Consider the following 20,194-nt stretch of genomic DNA (forward strand, 5'->3'; position numbering starts at 1 on the left):
TCTATGTAAAAGAAAACGCCTTAGCTATGCTAAGGCGTTTTATAAACTTAATATTAGTTTGTCTTATGCAATCTCTAGGAGCTCAAGTTCGAACTCTAAGGTTTGTCCTGCTAGTGGGTGGTTTGCATCTACAATGATGTGATCTTCATTTACTTCAGAAACACGTAATTGTTGCTCAGAACCATCAGGTCTTGAAGCTACTAAAATAACACCTACTTCTGGCTTTATTTCCTCTGGTAACTGTGTTTTAGGTACTTTTTGAAATAGCTCCTGTTGTACATCACCGTATGCTTCTTCCTTAGTTATTGTAACCGTTTTCTTCTCGTTAACCACCATATCTATAAGCGCATTCTCAAATCCTGGAATAAGTTGGCCTTTGCCAAGTTCTACCTGTAAAGGTTCTCTTTGTAAAGAGCTATCAAACACCTGTCCATCTGCTAATTTTCCTGTGTAGTGTACTTTTACTACATCACTTCCTTTTACTTTACTCATAATTACTTGTTTTTAATCCAATTATAATTTGCAAAGCTACAAGAAGTAAATAGGCTTACGAAAGATTCTATCAATGAATCTAGGCAGATCAAAAACTTCCACTGCGATATGTAATCATATGATGATTTAAAACACCAAGTATTACATCAAAAATAAAGGTCTGACACCCCTGCCAGACCTCTATAAGCTCAAAAATCGTGAGCCCCTCTCACGATTTTGATTCATTTGAATTATGTGCAAAACTACTTTGAATCTAAGAGAAGCATGAACGCTATTCAATAAGAAGCTAGTGCTATTGATAATCTTTTGACTTGTTGTAAATAGGTTATTATACTTTGTAAAAATTACTTATTTCATATTGAGCCAGCTTAGGAACAGCTGCTGTATATACTTTAATCTCCCAGTGACTCAAATGTGGCATCATTTCCATAGGATGATTAAAGAAGACCTCATTATCTGCTGTTGTAAAAGTAGCAGAAGGTATAATATAAAAAGCTCTTGGAGTGTTATTTATTATAGTCACGAGACCTAGAAAACGATGCGGTGCAACTTGACCGTAATCAAGCTTTTGTATTTTTATACTTTCTTCTTCGTGAAGATTAATAGAACGCAGCTGTAACTCGCTTGTTCTGCCTGTAGGCGCTGTGATAAGAAAGTCTAACCCTTCTACCCTATCAATATCAGCAGTAATTGTAAATCCTGCTTTTGAGAGTTCATTTGTTACAAAATCTAATAATAGGGATGTTTCGTTTATCATAATGGGGTGCAAAAGTAATTATTTCTTTAAAAAAGATGATTACTTTATCACTATAACAAGACTCCAATTTTGCAATAAATATACTTTGAGTTGGATGTTTTACGCTTTCGCGAAAGCGTACTTCAAGGACTAAAGGCTTGGAATATTATTATACAAAACCTTAATGTGGTAAATACACATTTCTATGGAGTATTTTGTCTAAGAGCACCTCTAACAAAACCTTGGATTAGATTATTTAACGATAACTTTTACTGTAGAATGCTTTGTACCAGTGTAAACTTTCATAAAGTATATAGAAGAAGATAGGTCTGATATATCAAGTGTAACCCTCTGCTGCGCATCTACTTTGTGCTCCATGATAACTTGTCCTAACATATTAATTAACTCAATGCTATCAATTAGTTGTTGACTATCAATGAATAATTTATTCTTTGCTGGATTAGGATAATAGGTGAAATTTCTAGAATTTAACACTTCAGTATCAAGTGTGGAATCTGCCGTTTTAAGGAGGATATCATCTATAAGGACGCTATTTTGATTGTTATGGTTATCAGGTGATTTTGCTAGGTGTTGAATTGAAATTCTTATTTTTTGATTTATAAAAGCCGAAAGGTCTATCTCATAATCATCATAATTATTTGTGCCAGAACTATAAATATAATCTTGTACAACTCCATTGACTACTACTCTTAAAGACGAATCTGAAGATGTCTCGCTAATAGTTTGCTTTGCTTTAAACTTCATTAAGAGCTCAGAAGCTTGGCTTGGATTAATTTCAAAATTTACCTTAGAGATTCGATCTTGATTTAATATCCAACTTTCTTGCTGACTATCACTATTTTTCCATGGATTTGCTCCTTCTTTAGAAAACATTTTTACAGCACTATTGCTGTCATTTTCAATAATTAAGCTACTATTAGAGAACTCCGTGCTTTCTAAGATAATTCCAAAAGGTAAACCATCTTCAAAATCAAACAGTGTTGTAGTACCATCTTCAACTGGTATAGCCGTTTCATAAGCAGTGTCTAAGTTAAAAGAATCAAGCGCTATACTGTTTACTATAGATGAATGGCCTACATACAAACCGAAAGAATATTCTCCACTTAATACGGGTGTGAACGTTGTTTCTACTGGAAAGTATTCATAAAACCCAAAATCAAATCCTGAAAAATAATTAATATTATTATCTAGTAACCAATGTTCTGAGCCCATCCCTATTTTGACACGTACACTATGGGAACTGTAGTCACCTATTTCCCTTTTCATTTTAACTATAAACTTGTAAGTAACTCCAGCCTCTAAGTAAAACATGGGAGTTATTAATGAGGTACGTAGACCATATTCATCAAAAGTTACGTAGATAAAATTCGTATCACCATCACCAACAAGATGTTCGGATAAATTTTGATTGCTCGATATCCAGTTATCTTCACCTTTTAAACAATTAGGTAGAGTTCCCTCTCCGTAGGTATCCATTTCTGTAAAATTTTCTACCCAAGGTAAACTTTCAATACTACAGGCAGTTGTAAAATGAAGAGCTGTGGTAGGTGAACTAGCTACATTTGAATTACACAGAGATCTTAGGTAGTAGTCATATTCAGTATCTGGCTGTAGATTGGTAATGTCAATACTTAAATTTGTAGTAGTTTCAATAATACCATCTCCTTGCGCAAAGCCTGATGGTCCATACTCTATCTCGTAGGTACTATTATCATTAAGCATTTCCCATTTAATGGTTGCACTACTTGTGCCAATACTTTTGGTATTTATATTTAAGGGAATATTACAAGATGATTGTGAGTCATATAAAAAATCATCTATCATCACCAGAGAGTACTCATAAGATTGATCATGAATGATTGCGATATGCTTATCTGTTCCAGTATACTCTGAAAAATCAATAAAAAATTCACGACCAAAAGTCTGAATTTCATCTGCTTCGATAGTAGTATAACTGTGAAAAGTATTTCTATCTAGTGGATTAGACATTGTACCTACAATAATACCACTGCCTACAGTATTGAGACCTGTTGTTTCATTTCTTAACCATAATCTAAGTGTTTTAGTATTATCAAAATCTATTAGAAATGGAGATACAAGCATCCCTGGCATCAAATTTTCAGAGGTAGGGAAATCATTTACAAAAGCAGTATTTGGTGCAGACTTTATTGGAGCATATAAATTTTGTCGATCAATTATTCCTGCAAGATCATGGTTAGACCTCTCCCAGCAAAAGTCTGTTATTCCATCCGTTTGATGTTGTTCCTGTGCATCGTAACTATCAAAATTCTCAAAAAAAGGAGCTTGTAAAGTGCATGTTATAGTAAATGAATAACTATTACTCCAGTTGCTATAACCTAAGTTATCATTGCAAACGGCTCGTACATAATAATCATATTTGCCATTACTTAACTCATCAATTTGAAATGGGTTTGTTGTACTTGTAGTTATAGTGCCTTCTCCTAAAACGAAATCCTTTGGGCCATATTCTATCTCCCAACTTTCTGGACTCTCTTGATTATTATTGTCTTGCCACTCTAGAGTTACAGAACCTTCTTCTGATTGATAAGCCGTTAGGCTTGTAGGAGTAACACAAGTAACCTCAGAATAATGAAAGTCATCAAAAAGGATCACTTGTCTTCTATTGCTTGGCCCTTGTTTAAAACCGATATACTTATCTGTAAGGGCATAATCTGAAAATGTCACTTCATATTTTGTGTAAGTATCTTCATTATCGGCAGCATTAGTTATAGTATGATACGGTGTGAAAGTAGTGTAATCATCCGGATCTGAAAGTGTACCTATGATCACCTCGTTTGGGGAAGCATACGCACTAGATATTGGTTGAAGCCAAAATGATATTTTTTTGTAATTATCAAGATCAGCTAGCCTAGGAGATACTAATACTATTCTATCAGATGGAGTATCACCAGTAGGATAGGCAATTTCATTAAAAATCCGCACACAATTAGACCCAGTATTTGCAGGGTATCCATTAGGCCCTACATCATCTACTAAGCTAATATTATTAAGACTATCATCCCAATAAGGACTTCCGCTGCCGGTAGGGCGTATTGCTGTCCAACAATTTTCAAAACGTCCTTCTCCTTGTGTCTCAAAACTCTCAGAATAGCCTGCGAGATATCCTTCACATTTTGTCGTAAAATTATTGACAAAAGACCAATCACTCCAATCATTATTACACTTTGCGCGAACGTAAAAATCATAACTAGTATTTGATTGTAAGTCTTGTAAAGTCACATTCTCTGTAGATGATTGTACACGCTGACCAGTATCTAAGGAAAAGCCAACAGGACCATAAACAATTTCCCATAAGTTAGATGTAGAATTACTGTAACTATCCCAACTTATATCAACCTCATTAAACCGTTCGTGTAGAACTTTTGAGTAAAGTGGCTCCGTACACGAGGGAATATTTTCATATTTAAAATCATCAAGATAAAATTCAGTATCATAAAATTCATCACCATGCTGTATAGCAATATATGTGGCTTCAAAGTTTTCACTTAACTCATTTAAATATACTGTATGTTCTCTCCAAGGTGCTAAGGGTAAACCATTGCGTTTTACCTCACTCATTTGTTCTGGTGTAATAGTTTCAATGAGATCAAAAGTATCTGGATTATTAGGATCTGTCATGGTACCGATATGAAGACTAGATTCGTTAAAACCTGATGAATATCTTCTTTTTACAATCAATTTAAATCTAATTCGCTTACTATTATCTAAATCTAAAATAGGCTTAGATATTAAGTAAAAATCTGATGACGGGGCCGAAGAAGAGTCACTACCATTATAGAAGTGTACAAACTGAGTTCCAGAAGAAGGCAGTATGGTCTCATTAAAAGACTCTCCCCATGACTGTTGATAGTTAAATTCAATACTTTCAGTTGTACGTATATCAGCAAAAGCATTATGATTGTTAACGATTGTAGTCCAGCATGGGTTTATACCCGTTGCATGTTCAAAAGATTCAGTGTAGTTTGCTTCTATAGGGATGCATGCTGTCATGAAATGAATGGGATCAGACCACTCAGAAAAAAGTGCTTCTGTATCACATTTTGAGCGGATCTTAATCGAGTATTCTGTGCCTTCTATAAGATTATCCAAGACAATTGAGGGTGAATACGTTAATAGCCGTTGCGTACTATTAGAAACATTAAGAATTTCGTATTCAAATTCCCATAATAATTCAGTGCCTGAACCAGACCAATTAATCTGAGCGCTATCGTCTGTAATATTTGATGCAGTAATATCAAAGGGGTTTACACAATCTACAGATTGGACATATTTAAAATCATCTATAAATACCTGTTCACCACGACTTCTATAAGTTTGTTGCAATTTAAAAGCAATGTATTTATCTGTTCCACTATAATTATTGAGATAAACGCTTCTTCTTTCCCATTCCCCGTAAGGAACATCTTCGTAAATCGTACTGAGTTCTGTAAAAGATTCAGGCGTTTCTGGGTCAGATACAGTCCCTACGATTAAGTCACCTTCGTAGGCACTTATGTAAAATTCTAGTTTTTTGTCAGTTGACAGATCAGGTAATTCAGGTGATATTAAAATAATAGCATTAGCTGTTGGAGATGTATCAGCTAAGTGAATAGAATATCCTGTTGTACCTCTAAAAACTTCATCAGATAAAGAATAATATGTAGAAGAAGAATTACTAGGGAATTCTTTAACAGTCCAACAATCACTTATCTCAGAAGTATCAAAATTATGTTCATAACCAACTGTAAATGTATCTGTACAATCGTTTACCGAACAGTCATCATTATCTAGTGAGTTAGAAAAAAATGTAATTGCTGAAAATAAAATGTAAAATTTACTTAGTAAATAAGAATTCATAAATGCTTGATAATAGATACGCTGCTATAGATGTAAAAGACTTAATTTCAAATATAACTAAAAGTATATTTTAAGCTCTGTATTATCAATCAATTACATATTTTAATGAAAAATTACGCTTTCGCGAAAGCGTAAAAAGAAAACCTTAAATCATAGTGTAAATAACATGACCCACCTTTTAATGATTAAATCTATAATTTAATGTACAAAATGATAAACTGTTAACTGAGTCAATAAAAAAACTACTCTTCATGTAATGTAATGAGGATAATGCCGTCAGATTACAAATCGTTTAAACTGATATCCTTATTATAGATGACGATTCACAAGAAATATGTTGTCATCTATTTGATTATGTAAGCATTAAAAAAATTAACTTTTTTTAAGCTAAAAGGTATCGTTTGTACACTAGTTTTACATCTTTAAAATTAATTATCAAGAATCTCACAAAGGAGATAGCAACCTGCAATAACGAGCAAGGTGCTAAATAGATAAGCCAATTAATTGGAAACAATGTTAACGCATACTTCTATCTAATTGCTATTATCTCCTTGCAAGAATGAAGAAGAACATGACACAGACTACACAAATTACCCCAAAATTTACAGCCCTAATTCCGCTTTTCGTATTTGTAATTACATTTTTAGGCGTTGGTATTTATCAAGATGATTTTTATGCTCTACCTGCACCTATGGCTGTTATTGCTGGAATTATCGTTGCTTTTATAATGTTTAGACAGACTATAAATGCTAAGATTGACATCCTCCTCAAAGGATGTGGTGACGATAAAATTTTAACCATGTGCCTCATTTATCTACTAGCTGGTGCATTTGCCGCAATAACTAATGCTACAGGTAGTGTAGATGCGATTGTAAACCTAGGTCTAGATTATATTGCGATACAATATATTTACGTAGGTATTTTTGTGATTGCTGGGTTTTTATCGGTTTCTACGGGAACATCTGTGGGAGCAATTGTAGCTTTAGCACCCATTGTTGTTGGTTTTGCAGATAAAAGTAGTGCAGACCTTGCCATACTTTGTGGAGCCTTACTAGGAGGTAGTATGTTTGGAGATAACCTCTCAGTAATTTCAGATACCACGATTGCTGCCACTCAATCTTTGGGAACAAAAATGAGTGATAAATTCAAGCAAAATATAAAGATTGCGGTTCCTGCTGCACTTATAACAATCGCTATCTTAATTTTTCAAGGAGTAGATCTAACAACAGATATTACAGAAACAGTTGTTTATGAATATGATGTAATAAAAATTGCTCCTTATGTCCTCGTCATTATACTTTCTATTGTAGGCCTCAACGTTTTTGTTACGTTACTTGTAGGTGTACTTGCTGCAGCCTTACTAGGGATCGTTTATGGTGATTTTACCATCATAGAATCTACTAAAATTGCTTACACAGGTTTTACAAATATGACTGAGATTTTCTTGTTATCTCTGCTCACTGGAGGTCTTGCTGCGCTTGTGGCTAGTAATGGCGGTATTGAATTTATTTTAGTGAATATTAAAAAACTAATTAAGAGTAAAAAAACTGCGCAACTTGGTATTGCAGCGCTGGTAAGTACCATCAATATGGCAATTGCAAATAACACCGTTTCCATAATCGTCGCTGGACCTATCGCAAAGACCATTAATGATGAATATGAGTTAGATAATAAGAAAACGGCTTCTATTCTGGATATTTTCGCTTGTATCTTTCAGGGGTTATTACCTTATGGAGCCCAGGTTTTGATGATCTTGAGCTTCTCAGAAGGTAATATCAATTACTTACATCTTGTAGCAAATACTTGGTATTTACTATTGCTGTTTGTAGTCACAATCTTATACATCATCTTTAAGAGTGATACAAATAATCACGCTTTCGCGAAAGCGAACTAAGCAATATTAAAGCAAGAGGTAATTTTTAAAAGAAGATGGTGTTTAAATAAAATTCCAGCGAAAGCGAATAAAGGCAAGTTAGATAATAGCATCATCTAGCTTGCCATATTTTTTATTGATTTGTCAATATTACAATTGTTACGTCAATATCTTCCCAAACTTTATTCTCATGATAATCACCACATACATTATCTAGCGCATCATAACCTAACTGCCAGTCAAAAATATTCATATCTGGAATACTTCCAGAAAGCACAAGACTATCCTCATTTACAACAATATCAAAAGTCTCTGTTGCTGTGATTCCATTCATTTCAAAAAGTATGGTGACCTCATTGTTATCATAACTAATTACATCTCCTATGATATCTGGTGTAAAGGCACTGAAAAATGTTCCTACATTAGTGGTTCTCTCTGACTCATTGCCCACATTAACAGAGCTTGTGTTTACAGTTACCTTAGCATTATCGAGTAAATCAATAGGTGCAATTGCGTTCTCGTTCAGTTCGTAGCTTATTTCATCAAAGGTACCACTCACTCCTGCCCTATTGTCGTAGTCTGGGTATTTATATGCTGTCCATTCTATTTGTATTCTAGCTGCAGGAACTTCTTCTTCATTTGCACTTAATAACGCTAAGAAAGTCTGGAAACTCTCACTCTCTTCTTGAGTAAGTTGGACAGCATCGGCTGGCGGCATTACAGTATTTGAAGTAGAAGATATACGACTCACCATCTGTACGATATTTGATTTAGTTTTTTCATACGTATCGTAGCGGTTGTTACCTTCAATATGATATATATGGCAGGAAATACACTTATTATCAATGACTTGTTTCAGTGTAGTTGTGTAATACTCTTGAGCCGCAGCATCATTTACAGGGTACTCAACATCTGCTTGCTCTGAGGTACAGCCGGTCATTACGAGTAGACCTAGTACAATTATTAATTTATAAGCTGACATTTTGATAATATAATTTCATTAAACATCTCATCTAATCCACTGTAAACCCCCTTCACAGTTATTTCATTTCCTATGGTTAAGGACCCTTCCAGTTGAGCGTTTTCTATTTCACACTTTATTTGCTCATTAAGAATAACAATGGTTGTTTGTTCTCCTTTTTCTAATAATGAGACCTTACCGGTAACCTCGATAACTTGATTTAATAAGGTACGAGCAGCCTCTGTATCAGATTCCATCTTGTCAATTAAGGTGGTTGCCGTAACTTTCAAATCTGCATTTGAGGTAGTAACACTTTCTGCGGGCTTATTAAATGAATAGATCCCGTAAACAATAGCCCCTACAATGACTAAAAGCGCAACAATACTTATCTTTTTACCCATATTACTTATAATTTGCTACAAGATTAACATCAATGTCTGCTGCAATTTTGTCTTTTACAAGAGATGGTATTTCAATGTCATATGTTTCTAAAACAAGTTTAAAGTCGCTAGTTACCTTTAAGGTTTTGTCTTTCATCACTTCAATAGTCGCTTTAACAGACGTAGGTTGTTTTTTACCATGAAAAAGCATAGTGCCATTAATATTTACATCTTCATAAACTTGAGGAGAATTTAAATCAATATCCGTTTCAAAAGTTCCTTGAAATTTTGCAGATGGGTACTTATCTGAGTGCACATATTTTTCATTAAAGTGCTCCTCCATCAAGGCTTTTTCAAATTTGAAAGATTTGAGTAAAACATTAAAAGCTATTAACTTCTTCTCTATATTAAGAATGCTAGCTGCTTGATTACTTGTAGCCTCAATATTTTCTATAGGGGTTTTTGAGGAGAAAGAGATAGTGCCCGTTCTAGTAACTAGCTTTTCTTGTGCTTGAGTAAGGCTTGAAGCAAAGACTAGAAATAAAATTGCGATTGATTTGTACATGGTATAAGAGTTAAATTGATTTGTTATAATGAGAATTCTCGCAGTATGCTGAAACCGAAGTTAATATCACGATTGAAGAAATTACCGCTTTGATTGATAGCAAATTTCCCTGGGTGTAAAGCAAATGCATTTGTAAAAAACAATTGGAAAACATGGCCGCCTGTCTCTATATCAAGTCCTAAAGCGAGCGTATTCTTGCGAGCACTGTGCGCATCAAAGGTAGGTAGCGTGTAATAATACTCCCCATTAATCGAAATAGATCTCGATATGAGATAACGACCACCTACAGCTACAGAATATATAGCGTTAGGATCTTCCTGAGTTTCAGTTAAGTTTCTGTAAACTAGTGTAGGAGAAAGTTGAAGGGATAGTTTTTCTGAAAACTTGCGACTTATCAGTAATTGATTTACATATTCTAGTCTTCCTGAGAAGTTATTATTACGTGCCTCTGGAAAATACTCTCTAGTCTTAATATCTAAGCTCCCAAAATAGCTTAATGCAAAAGGGAATGACTTTGTTCCAGATCTTTGTCTAAGAGCACTTACCTTAATACTATTTGAATAGGTTTTGTCTGGCTTATTTGATCTCGCCACACCCAGTTGAATATAGTCTGTAAGGCCATATTCTAGACTAAAGTGCATATTATTAATTTGATCAAGACCAAAGAAATTGTCAATACCTTTTATTTTTCCAAAAACGTGTGAGATTCTAAAGTGTAATTGACTTTTCTTTACACGTTCAGTAGATTGCCCGATAAGTAATCTAGTAGATTTAAATGAAGCGATAACTTCGTTATCTCCTTCTATAGTAAGGTCATCAAGTTCTGAGAATAAATCATCGATTTCTGTTTCTTGTGGTTCTTGAGATTGAATGCTTAGCGAGAATACTACACTGAATAGTATTGACAAGAAAAATTTCATTAATAAGGTATAAGTTGGTTAGCTTAAGTTTGTTAAGTCCTTTTTTAAGAGGTTTTACAAATTCAGCTCAAATTTAGAGTATAATCACAAATAATCTTAACAAATTTTAACTTTTAATCAGAGTAACAGAAAGTTACCCAATAATTACTCGCATTACTATATATGTCACAAAGGCACTTATAACGTGCCATGCTATGATGAGTTCTTAAATTTGTAAATCACATTAAGCTTAAAGTCTTATCACAAACGTTTTATTTAGAATTTCACTTTCTAACGTATACTGTTAAACCTATCCCAAAATCAAACCCTACCGAGAACCGAATGAGAAGCTGCTGCGTTATATATGTAAATCTATATAACACAAACACTAAACAATTATGAAAACAGTAAACGTATTATCAATGGCACTTTGTGCAGGACTTTTATCACTTGCATCATGTGAAGGTTCAAAAAACATGGGAAAAGAAGAAGCAGCAGATCAAAAAGAGATGATGGATGATAAGTTGTCTCAAGTAGAAGATATGATGGACGATAAAATGACTGAGGGAGAAGACATGATGGATGAAATTACAGTAACGGTAGGTGGAGCAGCAATGTATCCTTCTAAAAATATTGTAGAGAATGCTGTAAACTCAAAAGACCACACAACCCTAGTTGCTGCGGTAAAAGCTGCAGGACTTGTAGAAACTTTACAAGGAGAAGGACCATTTACAGTTTTTGCCCCTACAAACGCTGCTTTTGAAAAACTTCCAGAAGGAACGGTTGCAACATTACTTAAGCCAGAAAATAAAACGGCTTTACAAGATGTACTTACGTACCATGTAGTTGCAGGAAAATTTGATGCAGCTGCTATTATGAGTGAGATTAAAAACAATAATGGTACAGCTACTTTTACAACTGTAAACGGAGCAAAACTAATGGCTTCTTTAAATGGATCATCAGTAATTCTTATGGACCAAAATGGAAATAAGTCTACAGTAACTATTGCAGATGTAAATCAATCTAACGGTGTAATACACGTAGTTGATACCGTGGTTTTACCAGCTAAATAATTATAAGAATACCCAACTTGAAAAGCGTCGACTGTAATAAACAGTTGGCGCTTTTTTTATTCCAGCTTTTTCCTGTGGTAAATCCCTTGTATTAAAAGAACTAGCTCAATGATTTTGAGATTGTGAATATCTATTGTGGTTTTTTAATTTTTCGCCTTGAGCTAACCGCTATTTTTGGCAACCTTAAAATAAAAGAGATATGAGTGCAACTTGGTATGAGTGCAAAGTAAAGTATAGAAAATTTGATGAAGCATCAGGAACACAAAAGGTAAAAACGGAGCCTTTTTTAGTGGATGCCATATCATATACAGAAGCAGAAAGTAGGATAACCCAAGAAATGGCAGCCTATTTAAGTGATAGCGAAGAAATCAAAATCACAAATATAAAAGTAGCAAACTACGCAGAGATTCATCCATTTGAAAATTCTGATAGGTGGTTTAAATCTCGAGTATCTCTTATCGCCTTTGACGAAGAGAGTGGTAAAGAGCGCAAGACTAACCAGTATTTACTAGTACAAGCAAATGATGTAAAGGAAGCTTATGAAAATACGGTAACGACCATGAAAGATACCATGGGAGAATATACTATCCCGGCAGTTTCTGAGTCACCTATTATGGACGTATTTCCATACTTTTCTGGAGAAGAAGAAGATCTTGAGCGTCTAGAAGAATTTACACGAATCAAAGATTCTGTACCCGTAGATCATAGTGAAAATGAAAAACTAGCGATGGAAGACGCTCTTACTACCGAAGAGGAATAAATCTTTTGTTAGTTACGATACTAAAAGAGGCTGTTTGTATAATTACAATCAGCCTCTTTATTTTATAAGAACCTGTACGTGTGACCATGCTGTTTACGTTGTGTGATAAGTATCTTTGTCTAACTTAGTATATATTACATAGGTCCTAAATATCAAGAATATGATCCCAAAACTTCATTACATCTCTCAAGGTAACTCGCTTAAAGAGCATATAGAGCACATACAGAAAGCATGTAATGCTGGAGCAGAGCTCGTACAGCTACGTGTAAAAAAATGTTCTCAAAAAAAGCTGCTAGCCATTGCTCAAGAAGCTAGAGAGATTACCGCTCATTTCCAGACGAGACTAATTATTAATGATGATTATAAAATTGCCAAAGAAGTCAAAGCAGATGGCGTACATCTAGGAAGCTCTGATGCCTGCCCTACTATTGCTAGAAAACACTTATATACTTGGCAAATTATAGGAGGTACTGCACATACTTTACAAGATTGTGAGACGCTTATTACAAAGCAAGTAGATTATATAAGTCTAGGGCCTTACAGCACTACTACCACAAAAGAAACTACAGCAAGCACGCTGGGTGTTTCTGGTTACAAAGCGATTATAAAAGAGCTGGGAACCACTACTCCTATTCTTGCCGTGGGAGGCATTACTCTTAATGATGTTAAGGATATATTAGAAGTAGGTATCGATGGTATTGCCGTTTCAAAAGCGATAACGACAGATTTTAATAGCATTCGCTTGTTTAATGAACTTCTGGGTGCATCATCTACACATGAACAGCGACATAGCTTTAAATAATGCTTCTCGGTAATTCATAATAGTTACGCTTTCGCGAAAGCGTAAAAAGTTTACAAAGAAAAAGCCCATCTAAATTAATAGATGGGCTTTTTTTAAAACTTGAAGTATATGTTAGATAACTCTTACGTTTACTGCGTTTAATCCTTTGTTACCTTCTTTAAGTTCAAATTCAACTTGATCACCTTCGCGAATCTCGTCGATTAACCCAGAAATGTGTACAAAGTGGTCTTTTTCAACACCTTCTTCTGTAATAAAACCAAATCCTTTAGTGTCGTTGAAAAATTTTACTGTTCCGTTATTCATAATATAATGTATTTAAAAATGTGATTATTTTTTATCACAATGCAAAACTACAATTAAAAATTACCAATCTATAGGGAAATAGTCTTTTAAAAATTTTCCAGACCAATGTTTTCCCGTATTGATACCATCAATAAGTGGATCCATTACCCTAGCAGCGCCATCTACAATGTCTAACGGTGGTTGAAAGTCATGTACTTCTACTTTCTTTTTTGATAATTCTGCAGGGTCCTCATCTGTTACCCATCCCGTATCTACGGCATTCATATAAATTCCAGACTTAGCAAAAGTGGCAGAAGATGTGTGTGTAAGCATGTTTAATGCCGCCTTGGCCATATTAGTATGTGGATGCCTATCCTCCTTTTTAAAACGGTGAAATTTACCTTCCATAGCAGATACATTTATGATATGCTTTTGTCCAGTATTTTCCTTCATCATAAGGTTAGACAAGCGATTACATAAAACAAAAGGCGCCACAGCATTTACTAGCTGTACTTCTACCATCTCCGTAGTTTCTATCTCGCCTAGCTTTAATCGCCAGCTATTAGTCTTACGTAAGTCTACTTGTTGTAAATCTGCATCCAGTTTTCCTTCTGGAAAGACTTCGCTAGTTTGTAAGGAATTATCAAAACTGTAAGGAATCTGAGAAAGCTCTGCCGAACTGCGTAGGCCAATACCTGGTTCAGGTCCATGCCAAGTAACTGGAAGCACATTATTCTTACTAGTTTTTGCGGTGCTTACACTTAAGTCTGATAACTCCTGAAGGCAAGTAATGTGATCTTCTAAGAGTGGCTGCGCCAGTTTAGGAAGCTGGTCTACCGGCAGCTTTTCATTTTCCATTAAGTGGAAATAAAAACCAGATGGTCTGCGCACCGTTTGTGCCGCGTTATTAATTAAAATATCGAGTCTATCGTACTTTTGCTCTATATAATTACAGAAAATCTCTACACTAGGAATATGTCGTAAGTCAAGGCCATGAATGTGCAGGCGGTCACTCCAGTCACCATAATCTTCTTCCTTTGCATATCGTATTGCGCTATCTGCAGGAAAACGTGTGGTTGCTACCACCGTCGCACCAGAACGTAGGAGCATGAGAGTTATATGATAACCTATTTTTAATCTTGAGCCTGTTATTACAGCTACTTGCCCTTTTAAATCGGCTGTTTGAAAACGTTTTGCATAATTAAGATCACCACATGAGGTACACATTGCATCATAAAAGTGATGTAGCTTAGTATACACTGTTTTACACACATAGCAATTTCTTGGAGACTCGAGTTCAGGTGTATCTTCTGGAATTGCAGCTGCGCCTAGCAACTTGGGAGCAACAAAGAGCGCAGCTTCTCTAGCAGAACGTATACCTGTTGATTTACGAGCGTGTTTATCTCTCGCAATCATTTTACGTTTGGCTGCTTTCTTTGCGTCTTTCCTCCTACGCTGGAACTCATCTCTATTAGGTCGAGATAACATTCCTGAGGCTTTGAGAAGCGCTGTGCGCTGTTCTTCTGGAAGCTCAAAAAGCTGATTGGTATCGGCTACTAGTTGTTCTAAAGTGGTTATACATTCATTTATTTCTTCTGGTGACAGAATACGTTTATCGTCATGGGTGCTCTTATCTTCCGGCATATTGCTCTGCAAACTAAATTTTGGTAAAGGTAATTATACTGCGTTTTACCGTGGTGATAATAACTCGTATTATTATGGTGATATGTATGAATAACGCTTTCGCGAAAGCGTAACGCACTAGAACAAAAAGTTTTAAGACTATAAACCATTAATTTATCATTAAGTAGGTAGTTTTAGTGTTCAATATGCGAAATATCTATACTTAAATTTTCTAAAAGCTGTGATTGAATAAATTTTATGTCTGTTGTTATTGATTTATTATCAGTTTAATAGCTCAATTTTTACGATGAAAATAAATATTGTTCTAAAAATTATAATTATTTGTTAAAAGTTCATTTTTCACATTGAGAATACCTTGCTTATCTGTGGTTATTTGTCTGATTTATGCATATTTGCGTCACAATTAAGCAAATCTGAATGATTAAAAACTACACTGTTTACTTTCTCTTTCTATTACTTAGCACTTCGGTTTTTGGTCAGAAGGTTGGAATTAATACTCAAACTCCTCGTAAAACATTAGAAGTTGCAGGTGATATGGTAGTTACTCAACAAACTGTAATTTCAGAATTGCCACCAATTGCAGATGGTGATGAAGCGAGTTTTCTAATTCAAAATGACAGTGACTTTATTATTAAGCTTGATCCCAAAAATCCTTCTGGTGCGGCATTAGGTTATATACAGACATATATTATCGAAAATCCAAACTTAGACTGGGTAAGAGATTTTGACACAGGCATTTCGGCCACAGATTACGAACTTATTGTGGCTTCTGCACATTTTAACAATCAACTCGTACTTGTCGGAATAGAACAAGATAAATTCTCTTTACCCTATACTTCTACTTTTATCGAAAATGGAACTTGGCACATCATTGCAGATTACCCTGGTGTGGCAAACGACTTTGATACAGTAGATTCTAAGTGGGAAATACAGACATTGATTTTTTCTAAGGATTTAACTAAGCAATTTGGTGTCATTTCAGTCCCAATGGGCGGCGGAACTACAAACGCGGCTGCAACACCATTTATAGATTAATTATGCGAACGTTTCTATTATTGTTAATCTTATTCTCATCACTTGCGCATGCTCAAGTAGGCATAGGAACAACAAATCCTCAAGCAGATTTACATATTGCAGGTGATTTACTGGTACAAGACGCTTTTAAAACAGCAGAGCTCGGAACGGTTTCTGCCGCAGAAGAAGATTTTGAATTAGTGACTCATATTACTACTAGTAATCCTCCTGGACTTGTCACAAAGCTTGATGTTTCAGAAGTTTCTGCGGCTCCTATCAATGTTGTAAATTATACATTCTCAAACCTAGAAGGTGATAACCTTACAGATGTCGATTTACAATTTAAGACTGATAAGTATATCGTCGCTGTTGCAAATTTTCAATATATAGGGGATGGAGTTAGTAAGACTACTGTAAACCCTACGGTGCGATCTATGGGTACTTTTGTAATAAGAACCTTTGAAAGTGGAGATTCTTGGCATCTTGAAATTGGAAACAGAGAGCTAGATCCAGTTGCAGGTGGTACGGTTACTTACAAAGTCACGCTAGTTGTTTATGATAAATCTTACTATAGAGAACTACCACAAATCATTACTAACTTAGGCTCCTCAAATAGCGGTACAGCTTCATCAATACCTGATTTAAATTGAGAACTTCTTTACTTTCATATTCTTTATTGCTAGTTACAGTGGTATGTAGCATATCTGCAATGCGCGCTCAGGTAGGAATAAATAAACCTAATCCCTCAGCAATACTTGACGTAGATGGTGATATAATTGTAGATCAAACATTAACACTAGAAAACCCAGGAAACTCTTTAGAAATAAGGGGTTTAAATCTACTTGTTGTTTCTACTGCTAATGATATGTTACAGTATGACATTGATATTGCAAAATATGGACCTATTAACAATGTGCAATTTGAATTTACAGATTTATCTTATGATGGCTTACAAGATTATAATACTCAGGTCCCTGTAGATGAATATGAAATGGTTGTACACAGTTTTTTCTTTAAGCGAGTGGGAAGCGATAACTATAACGTATTATTGGGAAGTAATTCATCTGTTTTAAATGTAGAGGGTTATCAAGTCTATGCTTATAAACACGCCACACACAATACGTGGTTTTTGAGAGCTATTGTAAACGACTCATCATTTCAGATTGATACTGGCTTGGGTTCTATTATAGAAAATAATATTGATATGATTCTCAATGTAGCTTTATACCGCAAAGGATTACTTACTAAAACACTTAACGAGGTTAATGTAGATATGGGAACGTCAAGTACTGGTACAGCTCCTCTTCCTGCTGGATTTACAAATTAATGAAGGACTATATTATATGAGGTTATTAAAGCCAACTAATTAAATTGTACGCACTTTAAAATCTTACAAAAAAGTATATTCGCGCCATGTGGATGTATTTAGGCTTACTCGCCGCACTATTTCTTGGATTACACAACTTAGCAAAGAAACATGCAGTGCAAGGTAACGAGGTGTTACCAGTATTGTTAGGTACGCTTAGTGCAGGCTTTGTATTAATACTTCCATTTTTTATAGGTTCAAGATTTTTTCCAGAATACACTAAGGAAATAGGGTTTCACATCACTTCTATTCCTTGGAAAACGCATGGATTTATCATTATCAAGTCCATGATTATGACTGCTTCATGGATTCTAGCTTATCAAGCCTTAAAGCACCTCCCTATCACCATAGTTACTCCTATACGATCTGCGGGGCCATTTTTTACATTTATAGGTGCTATTTTCATTTACAAAGAACAGCCAAATGCGCTGCAGTGGGTAGGTTTCTTTGTGATTATTCTATCAGTAATTCTTTATGCAAATATTGGTAAGAAAGAAGGGATTCACTTTAGAAAGAATAAGTGGATTTTTGCCATAATAGGTGCTACTTTTTTAGGAGCCTCTAGCGGATTGTACGACAAGTTCCTAATTCAGAGCCTAGCTCTTAACCCGCAAACATTGCAATTCTGGTTCTGTTGGTATACCATCTTAATGTTACTAGTGATACTCTCAATTACGTGGTTTCCAAAAGCAGAAAAAAGAAAAGCATTTACCTTTAGATGGACAATTATAGCAGTAGGTGTGCTATTGCAAACCGCCGATTATTTTTATTTTAAAGCGCTACAGGATCCTGATGCGCTTATCATGTTACTTTCTGCAATAAAACGTAGCCAACTTATCATTGCGGTAGTTATAGGTGGTCTTGTATTTAAGGAAAAAAATAAACGTAAGAAATTGATTCCACTCGCAGGTATTTTACTTGGTGTCTTCCTCATTTTGTATTCGTAGTAAGGTAAGGTTCGGTTGTCTTTCATTTGTATGAGTCTATATTAGATTTTTTAGCATACATGAAAATGTTCTTTTTACGCTTTCGCGAAAGCGTAACATCTTACCTATCCCCTTTCGTGTCTATTAAACCAGCTCTATTTAAAAAGGATTATTACTATATCTATTTCTGCCTTAAATTAAATGTTTGTTAAAAAAGAATGAACGTTCATTTTTGAAGCTATCTTTGCATCGTTAATTGGATAACATGGCAAAACTTCAAAAAAGTATAGATAAACGTAATGCGCTTGTAAAAGCAACCATAGAGCTTGTAAACAATAATGGTTTTCATGCTACACCTATGAGTAAAATAGCCAAAATGGCAAACGTTTCTCCGGCTACTATCTATTTATATTTTGAGAATAAGCAAGACCTCGTTAATAAAACCTATATAGAAGTCAAGGCTTCTTATACCGAGTATGCATTTGCATCTTATGATCCTTCCCTCTCTGTTGAATCTGGTTTTGAATACATCTGGAAACGTATTGCAGATTTCAAGTTAAAAGAATGTGAGAAAGCAATGTTTCTCGCACAGTGTGATAATACCCCAATGATTGATGAAGAAAGTAGACAAGAAGGAATAAAGCACTTACAGCCCCTACTCGACTTGTGGGAACGCGGTAAAAAGGAAGGAATTATTAAGCCATTATCAGATTTTATATTATACGCATATGCAATTAATCCGCTTTCATTTTTAATGATGACCCAAAAGCGAGGAGCATTTCAATTAGATAAAACACACATGGAAGAGGCTTATCAATCTGCATGGAGTAGTATTAAAGTATGTCAATAAAAACAACAAGAACGCAAATAATAAGAATATGGATTTATTAGATAAGTTAAACTGGAGATATGCCGCAAAGGCAATGAATGGTGAAAAAGTAGCCGAAGATAAAATTGAGAGAATTTTAGAAGCTACAAGACTTGCCCCTACTTCAAGCGGACTACAGCCTTTTGAGGTTATGGTGATTAAGAACCAAGATATTAAAGAACAAATAAGACCTGTGGCCTGGAACCAGTCTGTAATCACTGATTGTTCACACTTATTAGTTTTTGCAGCTTGGGACACATATACTCCTGAGAGAATCAACTACATGTTTGATCTTACTAATGATATAAGAGGATTTAAAAATGAAGGTTGGGAAAATTACCGCCAGATGTTATTAGACTCTTACCCTCAAAAAGACGAGCAAGAAAACTTTGAGCACGCTGCTAGACAAGCATATATTGCTTTTTCGCATGCAATTATTGCCGCAGCTTATGAAAATGTAGATGCAACACCACTAGAAGGTTTTGACGCTACAGAAGTAGATAAAATATTAGGCTTACGCGAAAAAGGTTTACGTAGTGCAGTATTACTTCCTTTAGGTTACAGAAAAGAAGATGAAGACTGGCTAGTAAATCTTGTAAAGGTGAGGAAACCTATGGAAGATATGGTAACTGTAATAGAGTAAAAGATATATAG

At 35.0% G+C, this 20,194-nt stretch carries 19 protein-coding genes and 1 riboswitch; of the genes, 10 read left to right on the forward strand and 9 right to left on the reverse strand.

Annotation, left to right across the window (positions count from 1 at the left end; all coding sequences use genetic code 11):
- Positions 1-63 precede the first annotated feature (63 nt).
- From D017_RS12685 to D017_RS12695, 3 genes are all read right to left on the reverse strand, one after another.
- Positions 64-492 (reverse strand): peptidylprolyl isomerase, encoded by a 429-nt coding sequence (locus D017_RS12685; RefSeq protein WP_035336918.1) that lies wholly within the window; start codon positions 490-492, stop codon positions 64-66.
- 328 nt (positions 493-820) lie between these two features.
- Positions 821-1,249: a hypothetical protein gene (locus tag D017_RS12690; protein WP_035336919.1), complete on the reverse strand. Its 429-nt coding sequence runs from the start codon at positions 1,247-1,249 to the stop codon at positions 821-823.
- A gap of 231 nt (positions 1,250-1,480) precedes the next feature.
- A complete protein-coding gene (locus tag D017_RS12695; protein WP_035336920.1) occupies positions 1,481-6,127 on the reverse strand; it encodes a choice-of-anchor J domain-containing protein in 4,647 nt (1,548 codons plus the stop codon).
- 427 nt (positions 6,128-6,554) lie between these two features.
- Positions 6,555-6,651: riboswitch (SAM-I-IV-variant riboswitch) on the forward strand.
- A 35-nt stretch (positions 6,652-6,686) separates the two neighbouring features.
- Here D017_RS12695 and D017_RS12700 point away from each other — a divergent pair.
- The gene (locus D017_RS12700; RefSeq protein ID WP_152023899.1) at positions 6,687-8,021 is read left to right on the forward strand and encodes a Na+/H+ antiporter NhaC family protein; all 1,335 of its coding nucleotides are present in this window, start codon (positions 6,687-6,689) and stop codon (positions 8,019-8,021) included.
- 112 nt (positions 8,022-8,133) lie between these two features.
- Here the strand turns inward: D017_RS12700 and D017_RS12705 are convergent, their stop codons facing one another.
- The 4 genes from D017_RS12705 to D017_RS12720 are packed head-to-tail and all read right to left on the reverse strand — an operon-like array spanning position 8,134 to position 10,826.
- Positions 8,134-8,982, reverse strand: coding sequence for a YceI family protein (locus D017_RS12705; RefSeq protein WP_035336922.1), 849 nt, complete (start codon positions 8,980-8,982; stop codon positions 8,134-8,136).
- Positions 8,964-9,362, reverse strand: coding sequence for a hypothetical protein (locus D017_RS12710; RefSeq protein WP_035336923.1), 399 nt, complete (start codon positions 9,360-9,362; stop codon positions 8,964-8,966). The genes D017_RS12705 and D017_RS12710 overlap by 19 nt, the downstream gene beginning before the upstream one ends.
- Position 9,363: 1 nt before the next feature.
- A complete protein-coding gene (locus D017_RS12715; RefSeq protein ID WP_035336924.1) occupies positions 9,364-9,906 on the reverse strand; it encodes a YceI family protein in 543 nt (180 codons plus the stop codon).
- Between the two features lie 23 nt (positions 9,907-9,929).
- Complete coding sequence (locus tag D017_RS12720; RefSeq protein WP_035336925.1) at positions 9,930-10,826, reverse strand: DUF5777 family beta-barrel protein; 897 nt, start codon at positions 10,824-10,826, stop codon at positions 9,930-9,932.
- A 521-nt stretch (positions 10,827-11,347) separates the two neighbouring features.
- Here D017_RS12720 and D017_RS12725 point away from each other — a divergent pair.
- The 3 genes from D017_RS12725 to thiE all read left to right on the forward strand — a co-directional run bounded on the left by D017_RS12725 (position 11,348) and on the right by thiE (position 13,440).
- Entirely contained in the window at positions 11,348-11,878 is a 531-nt protein-coding gene (locus D017_RS12725; RefSeq protein WP_051583960.1) for a fasciclin domain-containing protein, read from the forward strand.
- A 199-nt stretch (positions 11,879-12,077) separates the two neighbouring features.
- A complete protein-coding gene (locus D017_RS12730; RefSeq protein ID WP_035336929.1) occupies positions 12,078-12,638 on the forward strand; it encodes a DUF4494 domain-containing protein in 561 nt (186 codons plus the stop codon).
- Between the two features lie 160 nt (positions 12,639-12,798).
- A complete protein-coding gene (gene thiE / locus D017_RS12735) occupies positions 12,799-13,440 on the forward strand; it encodes a thiamine phosphate synthase (protein WP_035336930.1) in 642 nt (213 codons plus the stop codon).
- Positions 13,441-13,551: 111 nt separating this feature from the next.
- Here thiE and D017_RS12740 read toward each other — a convergent pair whose 3' ends face one another.
- On the reverse strand, positions 13,552-13,743 hold the full coding sequence (locus tag D017_RS12740; protein ID WP_013752123.1) for a cold-shock protein: 192 nt from the start codon (positions 13,741-13,743) through the stop codon (positions 13,552-13,554).
- Between the two features lie 60 nt (positions 13,744-13,803).
- Entirely contained in the window at positions 13,804-15,366 is a 1,563-nt protein-coding gene (locus tag D017_RS12745; RefSeq protein ID WP_035336931.1) for an SDR family oxidoreductase, read from the reverse strand.
- A 417-nt stretch (positions 15,367-15,783) separates the two neighbouring features.
- On the opposite strand from D017_RS12745, the gene D017_RS12750 reads away from it, so the two are divergent.
- From D017_RS12750 to D017_RS12775, 6 genes are all read left to right on the forward strand, one after another.
- The gene (locus D017_RS12750) at positions 15,784-16,401 is read left to right on the forward strand and encodes a hypothetical protein (RefSeq protein WP_035336933.1); all 618 of its coding nucleotides are present in this window, start codon (positions 15,784-15,786) and stop codon (positions 16,399-16,401) included.
- A 2-nt stretch (positions 16,402-16,403) separates the two neighbouring features.
- Positions 16,404-17,030 carry a hypothetical protein gene (locus D017_RS12755; protein WP_035336934.1) on the forward strand — a complete coding sequence of 209 codons (627 nt, stop codon included), beginning with the start codon at positions 16,404-16,406 and terminating at the stop codon, positions 17,028-17,030.
- Positions 17,027-17,707, forward strand: coding sequence for a hypothetical protein (locus D017_RS12760; RefSeq protein ID WP_035336935.1), 681 nt, complete (start codon positions 17,027-17,029; stop codon positions 17,705-17,707). Before D017_RS12755 ends, D017_RS12760 begins: the two co-directional genes overlap by 4 nt.
- Before the next feature lie 86 nt (positions 17,708-17,793).
- On the forward strand, positions 17,794-18,693 hold the full coding sequence (locus D017_RS12765; RefSeq protein WP_035336937.1) for an EamA family transporter: 900 nt from the start codon (positions 17,794-17,796) through the stop codon (positions 18,691-18,693).
- Between the two features lie 244 nt (positions 18,694-18,937).
- Complete coding sequence (locus D017_RS12770; RefSeq protein ID WP_035336939.1) at positions 18,938-19,522, forward strand: TetR/AcrR family transcriptional regulator; 585 nt, start codon at positions 18,938-18,940, stop codon at positions 19,520-19,522.
- Positions 19,523-19,550: 28 nt separating this feature from the next.
- Positions 19,551-20,183, forward strand: a complete 633-nt coding sequence (locus D017_RS12775; protein ID WP_035336940.1) for an NAD(P)H-dependent oxidoreductase — start codon at positions 19,551-19,553, stop codon at positions 20,181-20,183.
- Positions 20,184-20,194 lie beyond the last annotated feature (11 nt).

This window comes from Dokdonia sp. PRO95, assembly GCF_000355805.1.
In the GTDB taxonomy this organism is placed as follows: domain Bacteria; phylum Bacteroidota; class Bacteroidia; order Flavobacteriales; family Flavobacteriaceae; genus Dokdonia.